Source organism: Brevundimonas sp. SH203, assembly GCF_002157625.1.
In the GTDB taxonomy this organism is placed as follows: domain Bacteria; phylum Pseudomonadota; class Alphaproteobacteria; order Caulobacterales; family Caulobacteraceae; genus Brevundimonas.
On the sequence record NZ_BDMM01000006.1, the window covers coordinates 111,956 to 135,351 of the forward strand.

A 23,396-nucleotide genomic window follows, 5' to 3' on the forward strand; every position below is an offset into this window, starting at 1 on the left:
GCGGCCCCGTCCTTCCGGCGGGGTCGCCTTTCCTTTTCAGCGAGACCGCCTGTGCTGCTCCAGATTCCCGAAGTCTTCTCGAAGGCGGAAGTGAAGGCGTTGCGCGAACGGCTGGACGCGGGGCCGTGGGCCGACGGCAATATGACCTCGGGCCATCAGTCGGCGACGGCCAAGCGCAACCGGCAACTGCCCGAGGACTGCGAGGCGGCGAGGGAGGTTTCGGCTCTAATTGTCCAGGCGCTGAACGCCAATCCGATGTTCGTCGCCGCCGCCCTGCCGCACACGATCTTTCCCCCCCTGTTCAATCGCTACGAGGGCGGGGGCGAGTTCGGCCTGCACGTCGACAACGCCATTCGCCAGGCGCGGGGCGGGGGCGCCATGCGTATCCGCAGCGACCTGTCGGCCACCCTGTTCCTGTCCGAACCCGAGGATTACGACGGCGGCGAACTGATCATCGAGGAGATGTACGGATCGCAGTCGATCAAACTGCCGGCGGGGGACATGGTCCTCTATCCGTCCAAGAGCCTGCACCGGGTCATGCCGGTGACGCGCGGCGCGCGGGTGTCGTCCTTCATGTGGATGCAGAGCCTGATCCGCGACGACGGCGACCGCGAGATGCTGTTCCGCCTGGACGTGGCGACCCAGCGCGTCGCCACCGAGAAGGGGCCGAAGGATCAGGCGGTGATCGAACTTACCGGCGTCTATCACAATCTGCTGCGGCGCTGGGCCGAGGTCTGACGGTTCTTGTGTCGCGCGCCTGTCGAACGCTATTGCAACCCGTTCGCAACAATGGCAGAGCGGGCGCGTGACCGAACTCGCCGCACAGCGTCAGGCCAAACCCGAAGCCAAGGGGCCGAAACCCAGGGCGGCGCTGAACGGCGCGCGCGCCTTCTGGCTGAAGCAACTGCACAGCTGGCACTGGATTTCGGCGGCGGTCAGCCTGGTGGGTATGATCCTGTTCGCCGTCACCGGCATCACCCTAAACCACGCGGCCTCCATCCCTGGCACGCCGGTGACGGTCGAACAGACCAAAACCCTGCCGGCCCCGCTGCTGCAACGGCTGAAGACCTTTCCCGAGGAGACGACCCAGCCGGTTCCCGACGCCGTGGCGCGCTGGGCCTCCGAGGCGTTCAAGGTCGAGATCGCCGGCAAGCCGACCGAGACCACGCCGGAAGAGGTCTATGTCGCCCTGGCCATGCCCGGCGGCGACGGCTGGATCACCATCGACCGTTCGACGGGCCAGACGCTGCATGAAAAGACCACGCGCGGCTGGATCGCCTACCTCAACGACCTGCACAAGGGCCGCAACGCGGGTGTGGTCTGGTTCTGGTTCATCGACGTGTTCGCGGCGGCCTGCGTCATCTTCGCCGTCACGGGCCTGGGCCTGATGGTCCTGCACGCCAAGGGCCGCCCCTCCACCTGGCCGCTGGCGGCGTTGGGTCTGTTGATCCCCGTCGTCATCGCCCTAATCTTCATCCATTGACGAGTTTTCCGATGCGCCTTCTCCCCGTCGTCATCACCACGGTCGGTCTCGCCGCGGCGGCCGCGCCCGCCATGGCCGCCGATCTGACCGTCTCGGTCGAGATTCCCCGGCTGAACACCGCCTCCTATCACCGCCCCTATGTCGCCGTGTGGATCGAGAAGCCGGATCAGTCGACTGAACGGACCCTGGCCGTCTGGTATCAGCAGACCCGCAACAACGAGGGCGACGGCAAGGACTGGCTGAAGGATCTGCGCACCTGGTGGCGCAAGGGCGGACGCGCCATGACCCTGCCCGCCGACGGCGTGTCGGGCGCCACGCGCGCGCCGGGCCGCCAGACCATCACCGTGCCCGCCGCACGTTTAGCCGGCCTGCAGCCGGGCCAATACAACATCGTCGTCGAGGCGGCCCGCGAACTGGGCGGCCGCGAGGTCGTGCGCGTGCCCTTCCGCTGGGGCGCGGCCAACACCAGCGCCGGGACCGGCGCATCCGAACTGGGCGCCGTGCGCGTCGCCGTCTCTCGCTGAGGATCACGACCATGAAGAAGACGATCGCCCTTCTGACGCTCGCCGCCGCCCTGGCGGCGCCGATGGCGGCCCAGGCGCACCGCGCCTGGATGGCGCCGACCGCCACCATCCTGTCGGGGACCGACGCCTGGGTCGGGTTCGACGCCGGCATGTCCAACAAGGTGTTCGATCCCGACCACGCCGCCATGCGGATGACGGGCCTGACCATCACCGCGCCGGACGGCTCGGCGGTCCAGCCCGAACACGCCATGCAGGGCCAATATCGCTCGACCTTCGACGCCCATCTGACGCAGAACGGCACCTATAAAATCGCCAACGTCATGAGCGGGGTCATGGCCAGCTACAAGCTGAACGGCGAGCAGAAGCGCTGGCGCGGGACCGCCGCCGAATATCCCGCCGCCCTGCCGGCGGGCGCGACCGACGTTCAGGCGACCCGCACCGCCAGCCGCATCGAGACCTTCGTCACCCTGAACAATCCGACCGACACCGTCTTCAAGACGACCGGCGAGGGGCTGGAGCTGGCGCCCGTGACCCATCCCAACGACCTGGTCGCGGGCGAGACGGCGACGTTCAAACTGCTGAACAACGGCCAGCCGGCCTCGGGCCTGGACGTCACCGTGGCGCGCGGCGGCGTCCGTTATCGCGACAATCCCGAGGAAATGACCGTGAAGACCGACGCGGACGGCGCCTTCACCATCACCTGGCCGGCGGCCGGCATGTACTGGCTGAATGCCTCGGTCCGCACCGAAGGGCAGGGGCAAACGCTCGGTTCCAGCGCCAACTATGTGGCGGCCGTGGAAGTCCTGCCCTAAGCGAGCGGGATGTCCGACACGCCCCTCTCGCGCGGCTCGCGCGCCGCTCCCTCCGCCGTCGTCATCGGCGACCCCGCTCCGCTCGCGGACCGGGCCGACAATCGCGTCCTGATCCCCGTGATCGAGGGCGCGCCGCCGCGTCCGCCCAGCGACCTGATCCGCTCGCTGGACGGCCAGACGATGGGCACGACCTGGAGCGCGCGCGTCATCGCCCCGCCCGGCGTGGGCGAGGCGACCGTTCGCGAGGCCATCGAGGAAGAACTGGCAGCCGTCGTCGCCCTGTTCAGCCCGTGGGAGCCGTCCAGCGAGATCAGCCGCTTCAACACCGCCCCGGCCGGCGTGTGGGCGGTGTCGCAACCGTTCTGGGACTTGCTGGACGCGGCGATGACCCTGGGCGACGAGACGAACGGCGCGGTCGATCCGACCCTGGGCGCCCTGGTCGATCTGTGGGGCTTCGGGCCGCCGGGACCACGCCCGGCCCTGCTGCCGCTTCCACCCGAAGAAGAAATCGCGGCGGCCCTGGCCGTATCCGGCTGGCAGAAATTGCGGCTGAACCCCGATGCGCGCGGCGTGATGCAGATGGGCGGGATGAAGCTGGACTTCTCCGGCATCGCCAAGGGGCATGCGGTGGACCGGGTGTCCGACCGGCTGACGGCCCTGGGCGCGACCTCGCACCTGATCGAGATCGGCGGCGAGCTGAAGGGGCGCGGCGTCAAGCCGGACGCCCAGCCCTGGTGGGTCGAGATCGAGCGTGTCGAGAACAGTCCCGCGCCCCGCACCGTGGCGGCCCTGTTCGACCTGGCGGTGGCGACCAGCGGCGACTACCGCCGCGCCTTCGTCCATGACGGCCGGCTGTATCCCCACACCCTGGACGGTTCGACCGGCCGTCCGGTCCGCAACGCCCTGAGTTCGGTCACGGTGATCCACGCCTCGGCGATGATGGCCGACGCCTACGCCACGGCCCTGACCGTCATGGGACCGTTCGAGGGGCCGGAATACGCCGAGGCCCTGGGCCTGGCCGCCCACTTCGTCGAGCGCAGCGAACGCGGGCCGATCGAGCGGATGACGCCGGCCTTCGCCGCCATGATGGACGATCCCGACGGAGACCGGCCGGGGTGACGGCCGATCCGCAGCGCTGGCTGTGGGCGGTCGGGGCGGTTGTGCTTTGGCTGGTCCTGATCGCCGTCAAGGTCTGGCGCGAACGCCGCGCGGCCGCCCTGGTCCGCGCCCGATCCGAGGCCATGGCCGGCGCGGGAGACGGCAAGCCCGTTCTGGTCGCCTTCGCCAGCCAGACGGGGTTCGCCGAGGAACTGGCCTGGATGACGGCGCGGGCCCTTTTGGGCGACGGCGGCGTGGGCGCGCGGGTGTTGTCCTTCGCCGATCTGGACCTTGAGACATTGAAGGCGGCGGATCGGGCCTTGCTGATCGTCTCAACGACGGGCGAGGGCGACCCGCCCGACAACGCCGCCCGCTTTGTCAGGAAGACGATGGCGGCCCCCGGTGATCTGGCCGGCGTGCGGTTCGGCGTGCTGGCCTTGGGCGACCGCAGCTATGACCAGTTCTGCGGCTTCGGCCATGCGGTGGACGGCTGGCTGCGGCGCTCGGGCGCCGAACCCCTGTTCGATACGGTCGAGGTCGACAATGGCGAGGCCGGCGCCCTCCGCCACTGGCAGCATCAGTTGAACCAGATCACCGGCCACGTCGCCGTCCCAGATTGGACCCCGCCCGCCTACGCCCCCTGGCGGCTGGTCGAGCGCACCCTGGTCAATCCGGGCAGTCCGGGCGGCGAGGCCTGGCGTCTGGCGTTCGAACCCGTGGACCCTGTGCCCGACTGGTCGGCCGGCGACATCGCCGAGGTCGGCCTGCCCGAACGGGACGGCGTGACGCCTGGCTCGCGCGAATATTCCATCGCCTCCCTGCCGTCGGATGGGCGGGTCGAGTTTCTGATCCGCCTGATGCGCCGCCCCGACGGAACGCCCGGCCTGGCTTCGGGCTGGCTGACCCAAGGATTGGCGCTCGGCGACCGGATCGGGATGCGGCTGAGGACGAACCGCAGCTTCCACGGCCCGGCGGATGCGACGCCGATGATCCTGATCGGCAACGGCACGGGCCTCGCGGGTCTGCGCGCGCATCTGAAGGCGCGAACGGCGGCGGGCGGCGGGGCTTGGTTGTTGTTCGGCGAACGGACTCAGGCCCACGACGCCTTCTTCGACGCCGAGCTTCAAGCCTGGCTGGCGTCGGGCGTGTTGCGACGGCTGGACCGATGCTTCTCGCGTGATGCAGGCGACGGCCGCTATGTTCAGGATCTGGTCGCGGCCGCGGCCGACGACCTGCGCGACTGGATCGCGCGCGGGGCCGCGATCTATGTCTGCGGCAGTCTGGAAGGCATGTCCCAGGGCGTTCACGCGGCGCTGGAGCAGGCGCTGGGCGCGGACGTGGTTCTGACGATGCTGGAAGACGGCCGCTATCGGCGCGACGTGTACTGAGCCTTTCCGCTCATTCCGACCTTCGGGGGATGAGCGGTTATTTCTGTAGCCGCGCCAGCAGTTCCGCCGCGAAGGTCGACAGGGTGTCGTCGCGCGCGCCCATGACGATGATCCGGTCGCCCGGCTTGGCGATCTCCACGATCCGGTCGCCGCAGTCGGCGCGCGTCGGCAGGGCCTCGGCCTGACGGCCGGCGGCGCGGACGCCGGAGGCGATGTCCTCGGACCCCACGCTGCGGTCGGTGGTGCCGCCGTAATAGACCGGCTCGGGCATCAGCAGCAGGTCGTCGGGGCGCATCAGTCCGGCGAAACCGTCGATGAACTCGGACTTCATCAGCTTCAACGGGCCGAACCCGTGCGGCTGGAACAGGATCAGCAGCCGCCCGTCGAAGGCGTGCAGCGTCTTCAGGGTGGCGGCGATCTTGTCGGGGTTATGGGCGAAGTCGTCGATGACGGTGATGTCGCCGGCGGTTCCCACCACCTCCATGCGGCGACGGATGCCGGCGAAGGTCTCCAGCGCCCTGACCGCCTCGCCCGTCGGCACGCCCAGCGCGCGGGTCGCGCCCAGCGCCGCCAGGGCGTTGGCGACATTGTGGGCGCCGGGCACGTTCAGCACCACGTCGTGTTCGCTCCATCCCTCGATCAGGCGGAACGTCATGCCTGTCGGCAGGGGCTGCAGGTCGTGGGCGGACAGGTCGGCCTTCTCCTCGCCCAGGCCGAAGGTGATCGCCTTTCCGGCTGGAAGAGACTGGGCCAGGGCCGCCGTCTCGGGGTTGTCCAGGTTCAGCACCGCCGTCGTCGCCCGCGCGGTGAAGCCGCCGAACAGGTCGCGCAGCTCCTCCATCGACTTGTGGTCCAGCGAGATGTTGGACACGACCGCCACGGTCGGATCGTAGCGGGCGATGGAGCCGTCGCTCTCGTCCACCTCGGACACGAACAGGTCCGTTCCGCCGATCAGGGCGCTGGCGAACGGATGGTCGGCGTCGGCGAAGTTCTTCATCACCGCCCCGTTCATCACCGTGGGATTTCGACCCGTCTGGTGCAGAATCCAGGCGATCATGCCGGTTATGGTGGACTTGCCGCTGGTGCCGGCGACCCCCACCGAGGTCGGGGCGGCGTTGAACAGCTCGCTCAGCAATTCGGGGCGGGTCTTGATTGTCGCGCCGGCGCGTCGGGCCGCGCCGATGTCGGGCACCGTGTCTTCGATGGCGCCGGTGGCGATCACGGTCTGGTGGGGGCGGGTGACGCCTGACCCGTCCTGGGGATGCAGGACGACGCCGTGGGCGCGCAGCCAGTCGAACTTTTCGGGCGTGCGGCCCTGATCCAGGGCGCGGTCGGAGCCTTCGATGGCGTTTCCGCGCGCCTGCACGATCATGGCCAGGGGCAGCATCCCCGATCCGCCGATGCCGCAGAAGAAATAGGAGGCGTCTTGGTTCATGCCCCCTTAGAACAGGGGATCGGGCCGGTCCGCCAGTGGGGATCGCAAAAACGACGAAGAAGGCGGGCGTGACCACCAAGAGCTTCAAGATCGGCGTCGTCTGCGCCAGTTCGCGCTTCTCGCGGAAGCGCGCCGACCAGATCGACGCCTGGATGGCCGAACACCATCCCGACCGCAACGTCTCGGTGGTGTTCCACCCCGCCTGTTTCCTGAAGCACGGCCATTTCGCCGGGGACGACCGGGCGCGGGCCGAGGCGTTCGTGGCCTTCGCCAACGATCCGCGCATCGACGCCATCTGGTTCGCGCGCGGCGGCTATGGGTCGTGCCGCATCGCCGAGGCGGTGATCCCGCGCCTGGACGCCGTGGCGCGCAAGAAACGCTACATGGGCTATTCCGACGCGGGCAGCCTGCTGGCGGGGATGTACAAGGCCGGGTTCGAACATCTGGCGCATGGGCCGATGGCGTCGGACGCGGTTCGGCACGATGAAACGGCGCGCGGCGCCCTGGCCTGGCTGACCACCGGCCGCACCGACTGGATCGAGCCGTCTCTGGCCGTCGATCCGCGCCCCGCTGTCGCCTTCAACCTGACCATCGTCGACCAGCTTGTCGGCACGGCGCTGGAGCCGGATCTGACCGATCACGTCCTGATGCTGGAGGAGGTTGCGGAGGCCGCCTATCGGATCGACCGGATGATGTTTCACTTGACGGGCCAGGCGTCGATCCGTCGCGTGGCCGGGATTCGCCTGGGACGGGTTTCGGACGTCACGCCAAACGATCCCGATTTTGGTCAGACCCCGGAGGAAATCGTTCGATACTGGTGTCTCAGGTCGGGCATTCCTTTCCTCGGACAGGCCGATATCGGGCACGACGGCGCCAACAAGGTCGTGCCTTTTGGCCGCCGTTGAACGAAATTGGTCGCGGCGGAAAAGACACAGTCTCGCCTTGATTTGCAGCCCGACCTTGGCCGCCCTCTCGACAGACCGCCGGTCCTTCCGTCAGATGCAGGTCCGCGAGGCGTTAGGACTTCGTTAGCCAAGGCGTTGGGGGACGCTGCGGTTTACGCCTTCTGCGATGCGGCGGTTCGTTCGGATATCGGGGGATGCCTGGACGAACCGCCTGATCGCCCCGATATCGGTTGAACAGTTGCGACCGATATTGGCGTTGGCAAATCTTATCCTCGATATTACCCACAGCGCGAATCAGGATCGGGGAAACTGGCGATAGGGCTAGTTTTCGACATTCACTTTCGCGCTAAGCGAAGGCTTGTGCTCGTGTGCGCTTTGACGACCGTTTCATCGATGAACTGAAGGCTCGCCTTCGCCCGTCCGACGTCATCGGGCGGACGGTGAAGCTTAAGCGTCAGGGGCGGGAATACGCCGGGCTGTCACCTTTCTCGAAGGAGAAGTCGCCCTCCTTCTTCGTCAATGACGACAAGGGTTTCTTCCACGATTTCTCGTCCGGCAAGCACGGCGACATCATCTCCTTCCTGCAGGAGACGGAGCGGCTGAGCTTCGTCGAGGCCGTGCAGCGTCTGGCGGGCGAGGCGGGGATGCAGCTTCCCGCCGAAGACCCCAAGGAGGCCGAGCGCGAGCAGAAGCGGGCGGGTCTGTCGGACTGGATGGACCTGGCCCAGAAATGGTTCGCCGCCAACCTGCGCCGCACGCCGGGCAAGGCGGCGCGCGAATACCTCGAAAAACGCGGCCTGCCCGAGGATCAGTGGGAGCGGTTCGGCCTGGGCTATGCGCCCAACGACCGCGAGGGTCTGAAACAGGCGCTGGTGCAGCGCGGGGCGCGGCCGGCCGATCTGGTCGAGGCGGGCCTGCTGATCTCGCCCGAAAGCGGCGGTCAGCCCTATGATCGGTTCCGCGACCGGCTGATGTTCCCGATCTTGGACGCGCGCGGGCGGATCGTCAGCTTCGGCGGCCGGGCCATGAACCCCGACGACCGGGCCAAATATCTGAACGGCCCGGAGAGCCCGCTATTTCACAAGGGGGCGACACTCTACGGCCTGCCCGAGGCGCGGCGGATTCTTGGCGCGGAATCCAAGAACGATCAGGCCATTATCGTGGTCGAAGGCTATATGGACGTCATCGCCTGCCAGCGCGCGGGCCTGCCGGCCGTGGCGCCGATGGGCACGGCCCTGACCGAAGAGCAGATGGAGCGTCTGTGGCGGGTCTCGCACGAGCCGGTCCTGTGCTTCGACGGCGATGCGGCGGGGCTGCGCGCCGCCTATCGCGCCATCGAACGGTCGCTGCCGTTGCTTAAGGCGGGGCGGTCGTTCCGGTTCTCGTTGCTGAGCGGCGGTCAGGACCCGGACGACATCCTGCGCGACAAGGGGGCGCCGGCCCTGCGCCAGGCCCTGTCCGAGACGCACGGTTTCGCCGAAGTCCTGTTCCGCCGGGAACAGGAACTGGAGCCGCTGGACACGCCGGAACGCAAGGCCGGTTTCAAGGCGCGCCTGCGCAACACCGCCTCGGCCATTCAGGACAGGGACCTGGCCGAACAGTATCGTCGCGATCTGTTCGAACGGTTCGACGCCCTGTTCCCGCGCAGCCCGCAACGCGCCCCCTGGACGCCGGGGCAGGGCAAGGGCCGGTTCGGCCCGCCGCCGAAACTGGGCCAGACCGCCGAGGGCGCCCAGGCGATGCAGTCGCTGTTTCGCGCCATCGAGCCCGTGCCCGCCGCCCTGGCCCACGGCGCCATCGATGACCCCGAGCGGATGGACGACCATCTGGAGGAAATTTCGGCCCACGGGTTCGGCGACAAGGGGCTGGACGGGCTGGCGCAGGAGCTGGTTCGCCTACGTCTGTCGGGACGATCCCTTGACTCCGCCGCCCTGCGACGCCATCTGGCGCAATCGGGTCATGATGCCTTAGTGCGCGAGGTCGAGAAGGCGGCGGCGAAGTCCGGCGCGCCATTCCTGGCCGCAAATGCGCCCCTCGCCGAGGCAAGGGTCCGATGGTCGCAGGCGTTCGACGCTTCGACGCGGGTCGCCGCGTTGGAGGACGCCTTGTCCCAGGCGCGTGGCGTGCCTGGGCAGGATGAGGCGTTCCGCCGGCTGAAGGCCGAGCGGGATGCGCTTCGCCGTGCGATCAAAGCCGGGACGATTTGGGAAGACAGCGCGGGCGCGTAACCTTACGCCTCGCCAGGCATTGTATTTTTCGCCGGGGCGGATTGATCACCCCCTCCGGCCGGAGACAGACTGACTATGAACGCACAGACCGAGACGCAGGACGCCGAGGTTTCGACCGACGGGCCCCTGCTCGATCTGACCGACGCCGGCGTCAAGAAGTTCATCAAACAGGCCAAGGCGCGCGGCTATGTGACGATGGACGAGCTGAACAAGGTCATGCCGTCCGAAGAGGTGTCGGGCGACGCCATCGAAGACACCCTGGCCATGCTGTCCGAAATGGGCGTCAACGTCGTCCAGGACGAGGAAGAGGCCGCCGAGGGCAAGGAAGGCACCGACGTCGCCGCCGCCGCCGGCACCGCCGTCGCCGAAACGCCCGCCAAGGCCGCCTATGACCGCACCGACGACCCGGTGCGCATGTATCTGCGCGAAATGGGCTCGGTCGAACTGCTGAGCCGCGAGGGTGAAATCGCCATCGCCAAGCGGATCGAGGCCGGCCGCGACGCCATGATCTCGGGCCTGTGCGAAAGCGCCCTGACGTTCGAGGCCATCATGGTCTGGCGCGACGAACTTGAGAACAACCGCATCCTGTTGCGCGAGGTCATCGACCTGGACGCGACCTACGGCGTGCTGAACCCGTCCTCCGTCCCCGGCGCCGAACAGCCCGAGGGCGAGGAAGAAGAGGCCGAGGACAAGCCGGCGGCCGAAGAGAAGCCAGAGTCCGATGACGAGGACGACGATGACTTCGACGATGGCGGCGGCATGTCGATCTCGGCGCTGGAGGCCGAGCTGCGCGACGGGGTGATGGAGGTTCTGAACCTGATCGCCGCCGACTTCGGCGCCTTCCGCCAGCTGCAGGACAAGCTGGTGCAGGCGCGGCTGAAGGGCGAGGTGCTGAGCGCCAAGGACGAGAAGGCCTATCAGGCGCTGACGCTGTCCATCTCGGATCGTCTGAAGACGATGAAGCTGAACAACAACCGCATCGAGGCGCTGGTCGAGCAGCTTTACGCCATCAACAAGCGGCTGATCGGTCTGGAAGGGCGTCTGCTGCGTCTGGCCGACAGCTACGGCATTTCGCGGCCCGAGTTCCTGAAGGCCTATTTCGGCGCCGAACTGGACCCGACCTGGACGGATCGGATCAAGGAACAGGGCGTGCGCTGGACCAAGTTCAGCGACAACGAAGCCAGCCAGATCGCCACCATCCGGGGCGATGTCGCCGCCGTGGCGCTGGAAGCCGGCCTGCCGATCGACGACTATCGCCGCATCGTCCAGACGGTGCAGAAGGGCGAGCGCGAAGCCCGTCAGGCCAAGAAGGAGATGGTCGAGGCCAATCTGCGTCTGGTGATCTCCATCGCCAAGAAATACACCAACCGCGGCCTGCAGTTCCTGGACCTGATCCAGGAGGGCAACATCGGCCTGATGAAGGCGGTCGACAAGTTCGAGTATCGTCGCGGCTACAAGTTCTCGACCTACGCCACCTGGTGGATCAGGCAGGCGATCACCCGCTCCATCGCCGACCAGGCGCGCACCATCCGCATCCCGGTCCACATGATCGAGACGATCAACAAGATCGTCCGCACCAGCCGCCAGATGCTGCACGAGATCGGCCGCGAGCCGACCCCGGAAGAACTGGCTGAAAAACTGGCCATGCCGCTGGAAAAGGTGCGCAAGGTCCTGAAGATCGCCAAGGAGCCGATCTCGCTCGAAACCCCCATCGGGGATGAGGAAGACAGTCACCTGGGCGATTTCATCGAGGACAAGAACGCCGTCCTGCCCATCGACGCCGCCATCCAGTCGAACCTGCGCGAGACCACGACGCGGGTTCTGGCGTCGCTGACGCCGCGCGAGGAGCGGGTTCTGCGGATGCGTTTCGGCATCGGCATGAACACCGACCACACGCTGGAAGAGGTCGGCCAGCAGTTCAGCGTCACCCGCGAACGCATCCGCCAGATCGAGGCCAAGGCGCTGCGCAAGCTGAAACACCCCAGCCGGTCCCGCAAACTGCGGTCCTTCCTGGACAGCTGAAGACGATCAGGGGCGGCGCCGAAAGGGCCGCCCTTTTTCGTTGCCAACCGCATGGCTCGAAAGCACGTCAATCTGGGCGTGGCGCCCGCCAAGGCCGACCTGCCGCAAAAGGTCTGCGCCGCCTGCGGCCTGCCGTTCGTCTGGCGCAGGAAGTGGGCGCGGGACTGGGATCGGGTGCGGTTCTGTTCGGATCGATGCCGGACAAAGGGGGCGTCGGGCGAGGGCCGGGAGGCGTGAGACTCAAGAGAGAATTGGACGACGGATTTTGTGGGATTACGGCGATGGCGACGACGGCCTGCGACCGATTTTGACGACTCGGGCGACCAGGATGTCGTCATGGAACACTATCGTCTGAGAAAATATCGCGGGCCCGAGGTCTGGAAACGGGTGCGCGAGGCCTATGAGGCCGGCGAAAGCGGCAAGTCGGTGGCGCGTCGGTTCGACGTGGGCCTGGCCAATCTGAGGAAGAAGTCGCGCCGCGAGGGGTGGAGCCGTAAGGACACCGCCGCGCGCCTGGATCGCGAACTGGAGCCGGCGCGGCCGGACCCGACGCCGACCGATGCCGCCCCGGCGCCGCCGGTCGATCCCCGCAAGGCGGTGGAGGAGGCGATGCAGCGCGCCGGCGGACTGCTGGTCCAGGGGCGCGGAGGTGAGGCCCAGGTTCTGGTGCGCTCGGCCGAGGCGTTGGCGCGGCTGGCGGATCGCGCCGAACCGGCCAGAGCCGCCGAGGCCGATGACGAGGCGCGCTCCGAGGACGATCTGGCCCGATTGATCGCCCAGCGCGACGCCGACATCATCGCGGAGGCGACCCGACTGGCGCATGCGATGCTGATGGACCAGCCGATGGGCGAATCCGGGCGATACGGCGCCTTTCTCTATCACTGGCGGGCGCGCCATCTGGGGCCGGAGGCGACGGCGTCCGACTTCGCCTATGCGGTCGACGGGGGCTGGGCGCCCAACTATTTCGACGCGGAGGGCCGGTTGAGGCCGCTGCCCGAGCCGATCACGCCGCTGGGGATGATGGTGGCCCAGCACTTGAGGCGCGCGCCGAATTTCGACGCCATCCCCGGCTGGCGTCACCCCTATACGATGGATCTGGATTACGCGGGGCCGATCAATGACTGGCCGCCTTCGGATGGCCCCGGAATCGATTAGGATGGCGAAATGTCATCGCCCCTGTTCCCGCGTCGATTCGGCCGTGCGGCCGCCTCGGTCGCCCTGGTCGCCGGCCTGATCCTGAGCGGCTGCGTGCGACGGCCGCCCGAGCCGTTGCGGCCGCCCTCGCCCTATCCGTCGCGCACCGAGGCGCCCCTGGTCGGGGGGCTGGTCGACCGGGCCATCGACGGCGGCACCCAGGCGCTGGTGGTGCGCGAGGGGAGCGATCTGGGCCGGTGTCTGGCCGAGTTGAACGCCGCGCGGGTGCGGTTCAGCCCCGTGCCGGATCGTCAGAACACCGCCAGCTGCGGCCTGCGTCAGGGCGGAGTGCTGGGCGCCGACCTGGGTACTGTGGCGCGGATGGCGCCGGGCGAGGTGGAGATGACCTGCCAGACCGCGCTGGCGCTGAGCATCTGGCGCAGGCAGTCGCTGGAGCCGGCGGCGCGCGAAATCCTGGGCTCGGACGTGGTCCAGATCGACCACATGGGCGCCTATGCCTGTCGCAATGTGAACAACGGCGTGGGGTCCAACCGGATCAGCGCCCATGCCCAGGCGGCGGCGCTGGATTTCGCCGGGGTGCGGTTGCGGGACGGGCGGCGCATCACCGTGACCAAGGACTGGAGCGGCGACACGGCCGAGGCCCGCTTCCTGCGCCGCATCCGCGACGACGCCTGCCGCATCTTCGGCACGACCCTGAGCCCCGACTACAACGCCGTCCACCACGACCACCTGCATCTGGAGGCGACCGACACGCGGTTCTGTCGGTAGAGCAACCGGCGCTGAGTTGATGTGCAAGGCGTTCATCACAACGGGCACGACGAAGTCACAGCGGACACGACGGAACCGAACACGCATCGGCTCGCAACTTCGTGTGCGGGCCGTCGATCGTTCGGTAGCCTCGCCCTCGCAGGCCATCAAGCCTTTGCCGAATCGGCAAGGCTCCGTCGTGTTCTCCGTGGCCTCGCTGTGATCGCTGTGATGAACATTATTCTGGACTGCGCTGATGAGTTGGCCCGTCCAAATCAGCCGCTGAACATCCTAGCCGAAAGCGGACAAGCGCAACGGTTTCGCCTGAGGCGGATTACGCCCCCATGCGCGGTGAACTGAAGACCTATCGGGCGAAGCGGCGGTTCGGGGAGACGCCCGAGCCGAAGGGGGCCAAGGGCGGGCGGTCGAAAGGCGGGCTGCGCTATCTGATTCAGCGTCATGCGGCGACGCGGCTGCATTATGATTTCCGCATCGAGGCGGACGGGGTGCTGAAATCCTGGGCCGTGACCAAGGCGCCGTCGCGCGACACGGCGGTCAAGCGGCTGGCGGTCGAGGTCGAGGATCATCCGCTGGACTATGGGGCGTTCGAGGGGACGATCCCCGACGGCAACTATGGCGCCGGCACGGTGCAGATGTGGGACGTCGGGACGTGGGAGCCGCAGGAGCCGGACCTGGAGGCGGCCTGGGCCAGGGGGCAGATCAAGATGATCCTGCACGGCGAGCGGCTGAAGGGAAAATGGGCGCTGATCCGGCTGAAGAACGACCGGGGCAAGCCGTCCAAACGGAACAACTGGCTGCTGCTGAAGGAGAAGGACGATTTCGCCGTGGCGGGCGAGGGGGATGCGCTGGCCGAAATCGACGCCTCGGTGACGACGGGGCGGTCGCTGGCCGAGATCGCGGATGGAACAAAGGCATGGACGGCGTCCCGGCCGACGGGTCGCAAGGGGCCGGCCAAGCCCAGGCCGTCCAAGGCGGCGGCGAAGGCGAAGAAGCCGCCGGCCTTCGCGCCGATCCAGCTGTGCAAGGTCGCGGACCATCCGCCGGGCGGGGCGGGATGGGCGCACGAGATCAAGTTCGACGGCTATCGCCTCCAGATCGGCGTCGGCGGTGGGCGGGCGGTGTTGCGGACGCGAAAAGGGCTGGACTGGAGCGACAGGTTCCCGGACCTGACGGCGGAGGCCGCGACCTGGCCCGATGCGGTGATCGACGGCGAACTGTGCGCGCTGGACGACGATCACAGACCGGATTTCGGGGCGTTGCAGGCCGCGATCTCGGACGAGAAGACTGGCGGCCTGGTCTATTTCGCCTTCGACCTGTTGTTCGAGGGGGCGGAGGATTTGCGAAAACTGCCGCTGTCGCATCGCAAGGCGCGGTTGCAGGCCTATGTGGACCGGATCGGCAAGGGGCGGGGCGGGCGGCTGCGCTATGTCGAACATTTCGCCTCGACCGGGCAGGCGGTGCTGGAGAGCGCCTGCCGAATGGATCTGGAAGGGGTGATCTCCAAGAAGCTGGAGGCGCCCTATCACGCCGGGCGGTCGTCCACCTGGCTGAAGTCCAAATGCCGGGGGCGCGACGAGGTGGTGATCGGCGGCTGGTCGTCGGAGGGCGGGACGCGGTTCCGCTCTCTGCTGGTCGGGGTGAAGGGCAGGGGCGGCCTGCGCTATCTGGGCCGGGTGGGGACCGGCTATGGCGAGGCGGTCGTGAAGACGCTGGTTCCGGCGCTGAAGGGTGCGGCGGCGGACAGGTCGCCCTTTGTCGGGGCGGGCGTGCCCAAGACGGCCAAGGACATCCACTGGGTCCGGCCGGTGCTGGTCGCCGAGGTCGAGCATGGCGGATACACCGAGGCTGGATCGCTGCGGCAGGCGGCGTTCAAGGGCTTGCGCGACGACAAGGCGGCCGCCGAGGTCACCGAGGCGCCGCAACCGCCCGCCGACATGGGCGACGCGAAGAAAACCACGACCACGGTGCGACCGGCTGGAAAGCCCGGCAAAGTGGTTGTGGCGGGGGTGACGATCTCCAGCCCTGACAAGGTGCTGTGGCCCGGTAGCGGCGACCGGCCGGCGATCACCAAGGCCGATCTGGCGCGCTATTACGAGGCGGCGGCCGAGCGCCTTCTGGCCCATGTGGCGGATCGGCCGACCTCGATCATCCGCGCGCCCGAGGGGATCGGCGGCGAGACCTTCTTCCAGCGGCACGCCATGGCCGGGTCGAACCCGCGCCTGAAGTTGATCGACGTCAAGGCGCGCACCCCCTATGTCGCCGCCGTCGATGTCGGCGGCCTGGTCGCCATCGCCCAGTCGGGCGGGCTGGAGCTGCATCCCTGGGGCTGCGCGCCCGGCCGGCCGGAAACGCCGGAGCAGATCACCTTCGACCTCGATCCCGACGCGGGGCTGGACTTCGGCGACGTGATCGCGGCGGCCAGGGGGGTGAAGACAAGGCTGGAGGCGCTGGGGCTGCCGGCCTTCGTCAAGACGACGGGCGGCAAGGGGCTGCACGTCGTGGTCCCGATCAAGAGCGACGCCCGATCCCGCGTGACCTGGGACCAGAACAAGGCCTTCGCCAAGGCCGTGGCCGACGCCATGCGCGCCGAGGCGCCGGATCGTTTCACCACGACCCTGGCCAAGAAGGCGCGGGGCGGAAAGATCTTCATCGACTATCTGCGGAACGGCCGCATGGCCACGGCGGTCGCCCCCTGGTCGCCCCGCGCCCGACCGGGGGCGGGGATCGCCTTTCCGCTGTCGTGGGGTCAGGTGAAGGCGGGACTGGACCCGGCGGCGTTCAACCTGTGGACCTATGAGGCCCTGTTGAAGAAGCCCGATCCGTGGGCGGATTTCCGGGCGTCAGCGGTCAGTCTCAAATCGGCGTTGAAAAAGATGGGAGTCCCCTGACCCCGCTCATCCCGGCGAAAGCCGGGACCCAGAGCTTTCGCATCGCCGGTGCGTGGGATGACCGCTGACCTCTGGTCTCATGCGATTAATCGCCCAAAGAACTGGGTCCCGGCTTTCGCCGGGATGAGCGGGTGTAAATACGTCAGGCCACCTTCTTCTTGGCCGTCGCCTTTTTGGCCGAGGTCTTCTTGGGCGCCGCCTTCCTGGCCGGCTTCTTCGCCCCCGTCGCCGAGCCCTTCAGGCTGTTTCGGAGCGCCGCCATCAGGTCGATGACGTTGGTGTCGTCGGGTTCAGCGACGTCGATCACGCCCTTGCCGCCCCTGGACTTGGCCTTGATCATGGCGCGCAGGGCGTCGTCGTAGCCGTCCTTGAAGTCGGTCGGGTCGAAGTCCGCCTCCTTCTGGCCGATGATTCGCGCGGCGATCTCGACCATGTCGGGATCGGCCTTTACGGTCGGAATGTCGTCGAAATAGTCGTCGGAGGCGCGCACCTCGTCATGGGCGCGCAGGGTGTAGGCGATCAGTCCCTTGCCCCGGACCTCCAGCGCCAGCTGGCGCTCCTTGCCGCGCAGGACCAGCCGGCCCAGCGCCACCTTGCCCTGTTTCTTCATGGCGTCGCGGATGACGGCGAAGGCCTCGACGCCCGCGCCCTTTTCGGGGACGACGAAGAAGGGATCGTCCCAGTACAGCCGGTCGATGTCCGCCTCGTCCACGAACTTGTCGATCGAGATGGTCTTGGTGCTTTCCAGCTTCACCTTGTCGAAGTCGGCGTCGTCGAACAGGACGTATTCGTCCTTTGACACCTCATAGCCGCGCACCAGGTCGCTGCGCTCGACCGGGCCGGCGTCCGGGTCGGTCGGGACCATGCGGATGCGGTTGTTGGTGTCGGGATTGATCAGGTGAAACCGCACGTCGTTCGTGCTGGTCGTCGCCGTGTAGAGGGCCACCGGGCATGTGACCAGCGACAGCTTCAGATGTCCTTGCCAGGTGGGGCGGGCGGCCATGTCGTCGTCTCCTCGATCCCTGACAATGCGCCAGGGCGATTTGCGTTCGGACAGGGCCGCCCGATCGTCAGGCCTTGCCCTCGAAGGCGACGCTGAAACCGCCCCACATCATCCGCTTGCCGTCGAAGGGCATGTCCATGTCGGCAAAGCCGGGATCGTCCTGCATCCCGGCGAAACAGGCGTCGGCGGTCGCGCGGTCGGGCCATGTCACCCAAGAGAAGACCACGACTTCGCCCGGTTCCAGCTTCACGGCCATGGGAAAGCTGGTCAGCTTGCCGTCGGGCACGTCCTCGCCCCAGGTCTCGGTCTGGGACAGGGCGCCGTATTTCTGGAACAGGGGCCAGGACGCCTGGGCGGACTTGACGTAGCGCGCCTTGTCTTCGGATCTCACGGGGGTCAGGAAGCCGGTCACATAGGTCATCGGTCGTCTCCTTGGGGCAGGGTCAAAGGTCGGCGACGGCGCGGTCCAGGGCCGCGATGTCGATCTTGGTCATGGTCATCATCGCCGTCATGGCGGCCGCCGCGCGGGCGGGATCGGCGTCGGTGTCGGTGGTCAGGTCCAGCAGGCGGCGGGGCGTGATCTGCCACGACAAGCCCCAGCGGTCCTTCAGCCAGCCGCAGGCGTTTTCGCGCCCGCCGTCGGCGATCAGGGCGTCCCACAGCCGGTCCGTCTCGGCCTGGTCCTCGGTCATCACCATGAAGGAGACGGCCTCTGTGAAGTGGAAGGCCGATCCGCCGTTCAGGGCCACATACTCGCGGCCCGCCAGGACGAACTGGACCGTCAGGACCGAGCCGGCGGGGCCGGAGGGCGTGTCGACCGGCGAGCGGTTGACGGCGGTGACGCGGCTGTCGGGCAGCAGGCCGACATAGAAGGCGGTCGCCGCCTCGGCCTCGCCGTCGAACCACAGGCAGGGAACGATCTTGTCGGCCATCACGAGACGCTCGCGTCGGCGGCGAAGGCTTCGGGGCCGGCGGCGACGGCGGCGGGGTCCATCCACATGACTTCCCAGATATGGCCGTCCGGGTCCGCATAGCTCCGGCCGTACATGAAGCCATAGTCCTGGGTCGGGTTGGGATCGACCTCGCCGCCCGCGCCCCCGGCCTGGGCGACCACGGCGTCGACCGCCGCGCGGCTGTCCTGCGACAGGCACAGCAGAACCTGGGCCGAGGCGTGGGCGTCGGGGATCTGGCGGTCGGTGAAGCTGCGCCATTTGTCGTGGGTCAGCAGCATGACGTGGATGACGTCCGACACGACCATGCAGGCGGCGGTGTCGTCGCTGAACATGGGGTTCCGGGTGGCCCCGACGGCCTCGTAGAAGACGATGGACCGGGGCAGGTCCGCGACGGGCAGATTGATGAAGATCATCTGGGGCACGGCGTTTCCTTGTCCTTGTTGTTTGCGAAACCTGACCCCGATGATTACGATAGTCAACCATGGAGTTAGAAAAGATAACTGCTAAGGCCGGGCGCCGGTATCATGACGCCTGCGGGGCGGCGCACGGCCTTGATCTGATCGGCGAGCGATGGGCGCTGCTGGTCATCCGCGAACTGATGATGGGGCCGCGCCGGTTCGGCGACCTGAAGAAGGACCTGCACGGTCTGTCGGCCAATGTGCTGACCCAGCGGCTGGAGGGGCTGGAGACGTCGGGCGTCCTGCGGCGGCGGAAGCTGCCGCCGCCCGCGTCGGTTCAGGTCTATGAGCTGACGGACTGGGGCTATGAGATCAAGCCGGTCTTCATGGTGCTGGGTCGCTGGGCCGCGCGCTCGCCGCTGCACGACCCGACCCTGCCGATCAGCGCGGTGTCGATCATGCAGTCGTTCGAGACGATGTTCGATCCGGCCCTGGCGGGCGATGCGGTCATGACCCTGGGCTTCGTCTTCGGTGACGAGCCGTTCGTGGTGCGGATCGCGGACGGGGAGATCACGACGGCGCGCGGGATGACGGAGGACGCTGAAGTCGTTCTGACGACCCAGCCGCCGCTGGTCGCGGCCTGCGTCTATGGCAAGGTTCCGCCTGTCGCCTTCGAGGCCGACGGACTGATGACGATTGCGGGCGACCGGGCCGTGTTCGACCGGTTCGTCGGCTTCTTCAACCTGCCGGAGAAGGCCGGGTGATTTCGCAGCCCAAGCGCGCGCAATAACGGGCGCGGACCTTGATGGCGACCGCCTCAGGGTCGAAGAGGTCGAGCGACGACTTCATCATCTGCTCGGGGTCAGGCGGCGTCTTGGAAACGGGCGGGCGGCCTTGAGACATCGCCTGCAGATCGGCCTCTGCTATGTTGCGCGCCAAAAGCGTCGCGAAAATTCGCCGTGTCTCTGTCGCCGATGGGGATTCTTGTCGGAACCACGACTCGATCAGCGCCCGCCGATCCTCGGGCGCTTCGATCTCGGGCATGAAGGGGTCCGGCATCTGGGCCAATAACTGCTGAGCCAGGCTGTCGGCGGCGGCCATAGCGGCCGGTGTCGGCGTCGGCCCCCGCCACGGCGTCGTCTGCGAACGGCGCGGGCGCTCGGTCTCAAAAGGAATGGCGACGCGAAAACGACTTGGCTGGGCCCGACCATTCCTGGTCGCAGGGTTCAGAGTTCCGCGGCGCACGATCTCCAAAGCGCGGTCTCCGAAACCCAGTCCTTCCGGTGATTCAGACCTTACTCTGCAGTTCTCGGGATGACCGCTCACGCTCGCGGTGCATTCGAGAATTACAAGGCCATCTATGCCCAGAAGAACCGCCAGACTTGGAAAGTCGTCCCCAGACGCCGCAGGCGAGACCTTCCATGATGGGGGGATGCGCTGCGCCAAGCTGGGCGAGGCGAAGGTGATCGAGGCCAGGCACGCTGCAACCGCCCACACCACACGCATGAAGACCTCCGACTGCTTCCCTTGGCGTGTTTGACGCTTAAGGCTTCAGGCCAGGATGTCCAGCAGGGTTCCGGTCATGTCGTCGGCGGTGCGCAGGACGGCGGCGTTGGCCTTGAAGGCGGTCCTGGCCTCGATCCGATCGACGACGTCTTCGGCGGGATTGTCCAGCGGCGCCTGGGCAGTGCGGCGCGCGCTGGCGTCGAAACGCAGCCGGGCGTCGGCCATTCCGGCGGCGGCGATGGAAAGGGCCTGCATGGGCGGGCTCCGGGCAAGGTTCGGTCGTTCGCCAAAGTGCGTCTTTCGGGTCAACATCGCCTGAAGGAACAGGGTGAACGGCGTTTTCCGCCCCGCTTCAGCCTTTATCCGTGTATAGAGCGTCACCATTCGCCCGGCCTGAGGTCTGACCTCGGCCGGGCGCGGTCGTTTCGGCGTCCGCCCTTGTCCGTTTGCCCAGGTTTCCCATGCCCTTTCCCGCCGTCCACCCCGCGCTCGACCGCGCCCTGATCAACAAGGGCTATGCCGAACCCACTCCGGTTCAGGCCGCCGTGCTGGAAAGCGAACACGCGGACCGCGACCTGCTGGTCTCGGCCCAGACCGGATCGGGCAAGACGGTGGCCTTCGGCCTGGCCGCCGCCCCGACCCTGCTCGGCGACAAGCCGATCTTCGGCCCCGGCGGCGCGCCCCTGTGCCTGGCCATCGCCCCGACGCGCGAACTGGCCATGCAGGTCGCGGCCGAACTGCAATGGCTGTACGCCGACTCGGGCGCCAAGATCGCCACCTGCGTCGGCGGCATGGATGCGCGCCGTGAAGCGCGCGCCCTGGGCTTCGGCGTCCACATCGTCGTCGGCACGCCGGGCCGCCTGAAGGACCACATCGACCGGGGCAATCTGGACCTGTCCGAGCTGAAGGTCGCCGTCCTGGACGAGGCGGACGAGATGCTGGACATGGGCTTCCGCGAGGATCTGGAGTTCATTCTGGACCAGGCCCCGGCCGAACGCCGCACCCTGCTGTTCTCGGCGACCATCGCGCGCGACATCGCCACCCTGGCCAAACGCTACCAGAAGGACGCCGTCCGCATCGACGCGACGGACAAGACGCGCCAGCACGCCGACATCGAATACCGCGCCTATCGCATCGCCCCCAACGAGATCGAACATGCGGTGGTCAACACCCTGCGCTGGTTCGAGGCGCCGCGCGCCATGGTCTTCTGCTCGACGCGCGACAGCGTGCGTCACCTGCAGTCGTCGTTGCTGGAGCGGGGCTTCTCGACCGTCAGCCTGTCGGGCGAAATGGGCCAGCGCGAGCGGACCGATGCGTTGCAGTCGCTGCGTGACGGCCGCGCCCGCGTCTGCGTGGCCACCGACGTCGCCGCGCGCGGGCTGGACCTGCCGGACCTGGGTCTGGTCATCCACGCCGAACTGCCGATGAACCGCGCCGGCCTGCTGCACCGTTCGGGCCGCACGGGCCGCGCGGGCAAGAAGGGCGTGTCGGTCATGCTGGTGCCGCACTCGCGCCGTCGCAAGGCCGAGCGGCTGATGGGCGATGCGGGCGTCGAGGCCATCTGGTCCGGCGCCCCGACCTTCGACGAGATCCGCAAGGCCGACGAAGGCCGTCTGCTGTCGCCGGAATTCTTCGAGGCCGAGGTGTCCGACGAGGACATGATCGTCGCCAAGCGGATGATCGCCGAGCGCACGCCCGAAGAGATCGCCGCCGCCCTGGTGCGCCTGCTGAAGAAGGAACAGCCCGCGCCGGAAGAACTGTCCGATCCCGGCGCCGATCGCGGCCCGGCCAAGCGCGAGCGCACGACGCGGGGCGACGACGGCGTGGCGGCGACGCCCTGGCCGGGCGAACGCCTGGGCGCCGACGAGGTGGTCTGGTTCCGCCTGGACGTGGGTCGCACCAGGAACGCCGACCCCAAATGGCTGATCCCGCTGATTTGCCGCATCGGCGGCGTCTCCAAGCCCCAGATCGGCGCGATCCGCACCTTTCCCGAGGAGACCCGGTTCGAGATCGCCAAGACCCACGAAAAGGCCTTCCGCGAAGCCATCGCCGCCTCCAAGGACGAGGTCCGCATCACCCCGTCCGAAGCCCCTACGCCGGGCTCGATGAAGGCCAGTCGTTTCGCCGGCAAGCCGCGCGAGGACGGCGACCGCCCGTTCAAGAAGACCCCCTACAAGCGCGCCGACGGCGGCGAGGGCGACGCCCGCCCGCCGTTCAAGAAGAAGCCCTGGGCGCCCAAGGCCGACGCGGGCAAGCCCGCCGGCGACAAGCCCTTCGCCAAGAAGCCGTTCAAGGCCAAGCCCGGCTTCAAGAAGGACGGCTTCAAGGGCAAGCCGAAGGGCTGATCTCATCCTCCCTCGTGAAACGGGGGAGGATCAGCGCTCTTGCCACCCGCGAAATCCGGGCGCACGCTGCGTCCATGAACACGCCGTCCGCGCCCGAGGGACGATACGCCTCGTTCGAGGCCTTCTATCCCCATTACATCCACGAGCATTCCAACAGGACGTGCCGGCGCATCCATGTCGTCGGCACCGGACTGGTGATCGCCGCCTTCGTCGCCTTCGTCGCGACGCGGAACCCGTGGTGGCTGCTGGCCATGCCGCTGGTCGGCTACGGCTTCGCCTGGGTGGGTCATTTCGTCTTCGAGAAGAACCGTCCGGCGACGTTCAAATATCCGCTCTGGAGCCTGATGGGCGATTTCCGCCTGTTCTTCGAGACGATCTCTGGCCGCCGCAGGTTCTGACGCCCGGCTTCGATTTGAAGCTGCAGCGTTACCTGAAAGCCATTAGGGTGTCGTTCACGGCGGTCTGCCGTTGCTGGAGGGAGCCTC

At 67.8% G+C, this 23,396-nt stretch carries 23 protein-coding genes and 1 pseudogene; 16 read left to right on the forward strand and 8 right to left on the reverse strand.

Features of this window, described 5'->3' with window-relative positions:
• The first annotated feature begins 51 nt into the window (after window positions 1-51).
• The 6 genes from SH203_RS13300 (at window position 52) to SH203_RS13325 (ending at window position 5,305) form a co-directional block, all read left to right on the forward strand.
• The gene (locus SH203_RS13300; RefSeq protein ID WP_087121430.1) at window positions 52-738 is read left to right on the forward strand and encodes a Fe2+-dependent dioxygenase; all 687 of its coding nucleotides are present in this window, start codon (window positions 52-54) and stop codon (window positions 736-738) included.
• Window positions 739-805: 67 nt separating this feature from the next.
• A complete protein-coding gene (locus SH203_RS13305) occupies window positions 806-1,483 on the forward strand; it encodes a PepSY-associated TM helix domain-containing protein (RefSeq protein WP_087121431.1) in 678 nt (225 codons plus the stop codon).
• An 11-nt stretch (window positions 1,484-1,494) separates the two neighbouring features.
• Window positions 1,495-2,007 carry a DUF2271 domain-containing protein gene (locus tag SH203_RS13310; protein WP_087121432.1) on the forward strand — a complete coding sequence of 171 codons (513 nt, stop codon included), beginning with the start codon at window positions 1,495-1,497 and terminating at the stop codon, window positions 2,005-2,007.
• An 11-nt stretch (window positions 2,008-2,018) separates the two neighbouring features.
• Window positions 2,019-2,819: a DUF4198 domain-containing protein gene (locus SH203_RS13315; RefSeq protein ID WP_087121433.1), complete on the forward strand. Its 801-nt coding sequence runs from the start codon at window positions 2,019-2,021 to the stop codon at window positions 2,817-2,819.
• A gap of 9 nt (window positions 2,820-2,828) precedes the next feature.
• On the forward strand, window positions 2,829-3,938 hold the full coding sequence (locus tag SH203_RS13320) for an FAD:protein FMN transferase (protein ID WP_087121434.1): 1,110 nt from the start codon (window positions 2,829-2,831) through the stop codon (window positions 3,936-3,938).
• Entirely contained in the window at window positions 3,935-5,305 is a 1,371-nt protein-coding gene (locus tag SH203_RS13325) for a sulfite reductase subunit alpha (RefSeq protein WP_087121435.1), read from the forward strand. The genes SH203_RS13320 and SH203_RS13325 overlap by 4 nt, the downstream gene beginning before the upstream one ends.
• A 37-nt stretch (window positions 5,306-5,342) precedes the next feature.
• Here SH203_RS13325 and murC read toward each other — a convergent pair whose 3' ends face one another.
• On the reverse strand, window positions 5,343-6,740 hold the full coding sequence (gene murC, locus SH203_RS13330; protein ID WP_087121436.1) for a UDP-N-acetylmuramate--L-alanine ligase: 1,398 nt from the start codon (window positions 6,738-6,740) through the stop codon (window positions 5,343-5,345).
• A 68-nt stretch (window positions 6,741-6,808) separates the two neighbouring features.
• Between murC and SH203_RS13335 the strand changes: the two genes are divergently transcribed.
• The 7 genes from SH203_RS13335 to ligD all read left to right on the forward strand — a co-directional run bounded on the left by SH203_RS13335 (window position 6,809) and on the right by ligD (window position 16,706).
• Window positions 6,809-7,645: an LD-carboxypeptidase gene (locus tag SH203_RS13335; protein ID WP_087121437.1), complete on the forward strand. Its 837-nt coding sequence runs from the start codon at window positions 6,809-6,811 to the stop codon at window positions 7,643-7,645.
• Window positions 7,646-8,013: 368 nt separating this feature from the next.
• Window positions 8,014-9,873, forward strand: a complete 1,860-nt coding sequence (dnaG, locus tag SH203_RS13340; protein WP_087121438.1) for a DNA primase — start codon at window positions 8,014-8,016, stop codon at window positions 9,871-9,873.
• 75 nt (window positions 9,874-9,948) lie between these two features.
• Entirely contained in the window at window positions 9,949-11,895 is a 1,947-nt protein-coding gene (gene rpoD, locus SH203_RS13345) for an RNA polymerase sigma factor RpoD (protein ID WP_375600729.1), read from the forward strand.
• 51 nt (window positions 11,896-11,946) lie between these two features.
• The gene (locus SH203_RS13350) at window positions 11,947-12,132 is read left to right on the forward strand and encodes a DUF2256 domain-containing protein (protein ID WP_087121440.1); all 186 of its coding nucleotides are present in this window, start codon (window positions 11,947-11,949) and stop codon (window positions 12,130-12,132) included.
• Window positions 12,133-12,231: 99 nt separating this feature from the next.
• Window positions 12,232-13,050 carry a hypothetical protein gene (locus SH203_RS13355; RefSeq protein ID WP_087121441.1) on the forward strand — a complete coding sequence of 273 codons (819 nt, stop codon included), beginning with the start codon at window positions 12,232-12,234 and terminating at the stop codon, window positions 13,048-13,050.
• Window positions 13,051-13,059: 9 nt separating this feature from the next.
• The gene (locus tag SH203_RS13360) at window positions 13,060-13,818 is read left to right on the forward strand and encodes an extensin family protein (RefSeq protein WP_200808948.1); all 759 of its coding nucleotides are present in this window, start codon (window positions 13,060-13,062) and stop codon (window positions 13,816-13,818) included.
• 323 nt (window positions 13,819-14,141) lie between these two features.
• Window positions 14,142-16,706 carry a DNA ligase D gene (gene ligD / locus SH203_RS13365; protein WP_087121442.1) on the forward strand — a complete coding sequence of 855 codons (2,565 nt, stop codon included), beginning with the start codon at window positions 14,142-14,144 and terminating at the stop codon, window positions 16,704-16,706.
• A 142-nt stretch (window positions 16,707-16,848) separates the two neighbouring features.
• On the opposite strand, the gene SH203_RS13370 is transcribed toward ligD, so the two are convergent.
• The 4 genes from SH203_RS13370 to SH203_RS13385 all read right to left on the reverse strand — a co-directional run bounded on the left by SH203_RS13370 (window position 16,849) and on the right by SH203_RS13385 (window position 19,075).
• Window positions 16,849-17,709: a Ku protein gene (locus SH203_RS13370; protein ID WP_087121443.1), complete on the reverse strand. Its 861-nt coding sequence runs from the start codon at window positions 17,707-17,709 to the stop codon at window positions 16,849-16,851.
• Between the two features lie 67 nt (window positions 17,710-17,776).
• Window positions 17,777-18,130 carry a DUF1428 domain-containing protein gene (locus tag SH203_RS13375; RefSeq protein WP_087121444.1) on the reverse strand — a complete coding sequence of 118 codons (354 nt, stop codon included), beginning with the start codon at window positions 18,128-18,130 and terminating at the stop codon, window positions 17,777-17,779.
• Between the two features lie 22 nt (window positions 18,131-18,152).
• Complete coding sequence (locus SH203_RS13380; protein ID WP_087121445.1) at window positions 18,153-18,641, reverse strand: VOC family protein; 489 nt, start codon at window positions 18,639-18,641, stop codon at window positions 18,153-18,155.
• On the reverse strand, window positions 18,641-19,075 hold the full coding sequence (locus SH203_RS13385) for a VOC family protein (RefSeq protein WP_375600730.1): 435 nt from the start codon (window positions 19,073-19,075) through the stop codon (window positions 18,641-18,643). The genes SH203_RS13380 and SH203_RS13385 overlap by 1 nt, the downstream gene beginning before the upstream one ends.
• A 68-nt stretch (window positions 19,076-19,143) precedes the next feature.
• On the opposite strand from SH203_RS13385, the gene SH203_RS13390 reads away from it, so the two are divergent.
• Window positions 19,144-19,824 (forward strand): winged helix-turn-helix transcriptional regulator, encoded by a 681-nt coding sequence (locus tag SH203_RS13390; protein WP_087121447.1) that lies wholly within the window; start codon window positions 19,144-19,146, stop codon window positions 19,822-19,824.
• Here SH203_RS13390 and SH203_RS15815 read toward each other — a convergent pair.
• From SH203_RS15815 to SH203_RS13400, 3 genes and pseudogenes are all read right to left on the reverse strand, one after another.
• The gene (locus SH203_RS15815; protein WP_234989510.1) at window positions 19,799-20,161 is read right to left on the reverse strand and encodes a hypothetical protein; all 363 of its coding nucleotides are present in this window, start codon (window positions 20,159-20,161) and stop codon (window positions 19,799-19,801) included. The genes SH203_RS13390 and SH203_RS15815 overlap by 26 nt on opposite strands.
• A gap of 75 nt (window positions 20,162-20,236) precedes the next feature.
• Window positions 20,237-20,566: pseudogene (locus tag SH203_RS15985) on the reverse strand (energy transducer TonB); the annotation flags it as partial.
• Between the two features lie 45 nt (window positions 20,567-20,611).
• Window positions 20,612-20,821, reverse strand: a complete 210-nt coding sequence (locus SH203_RS13400; RefSeq protein ID WP_087121449.1) for a flagellar basal body rod C-terminal domain-containing protein — start codon at window positions 20,819-20,821, stop codon at window positions 20,612-20,614.
• Window positions 20,822-21,027: 206 nt separating this feature from the next.
• Here SH203_RS13400 and SH203_RS13405 point away from each other — a divergent pair, with 206 nt between their 5' ends.
• Window positions 21,028-22,911, forward strand: a complete 1,884-nt coding sequence (locus tag SH203_RS13405; RefSeq protein WP_087121450.1) for a DEAD/DEAH box helicase — start codon at window positions 21,028-21,030, stop codon at window positions 22,909-22,911.
• A 74-nt stretch (window positions 22,912-22,985) separates the two neighbouring features.
• A complete protein-coding gene (locus SH203_RS13410) occupies window positions 22,986-23,309 on the forward strand; it encodes an Mpo1-like protein (RefSeq protein ID WP_087121451.1) in 324 nt (107 codons plus the stop codon).
• Window positions 23,310-23,396 lie beyond the last annotated feature (87 nt).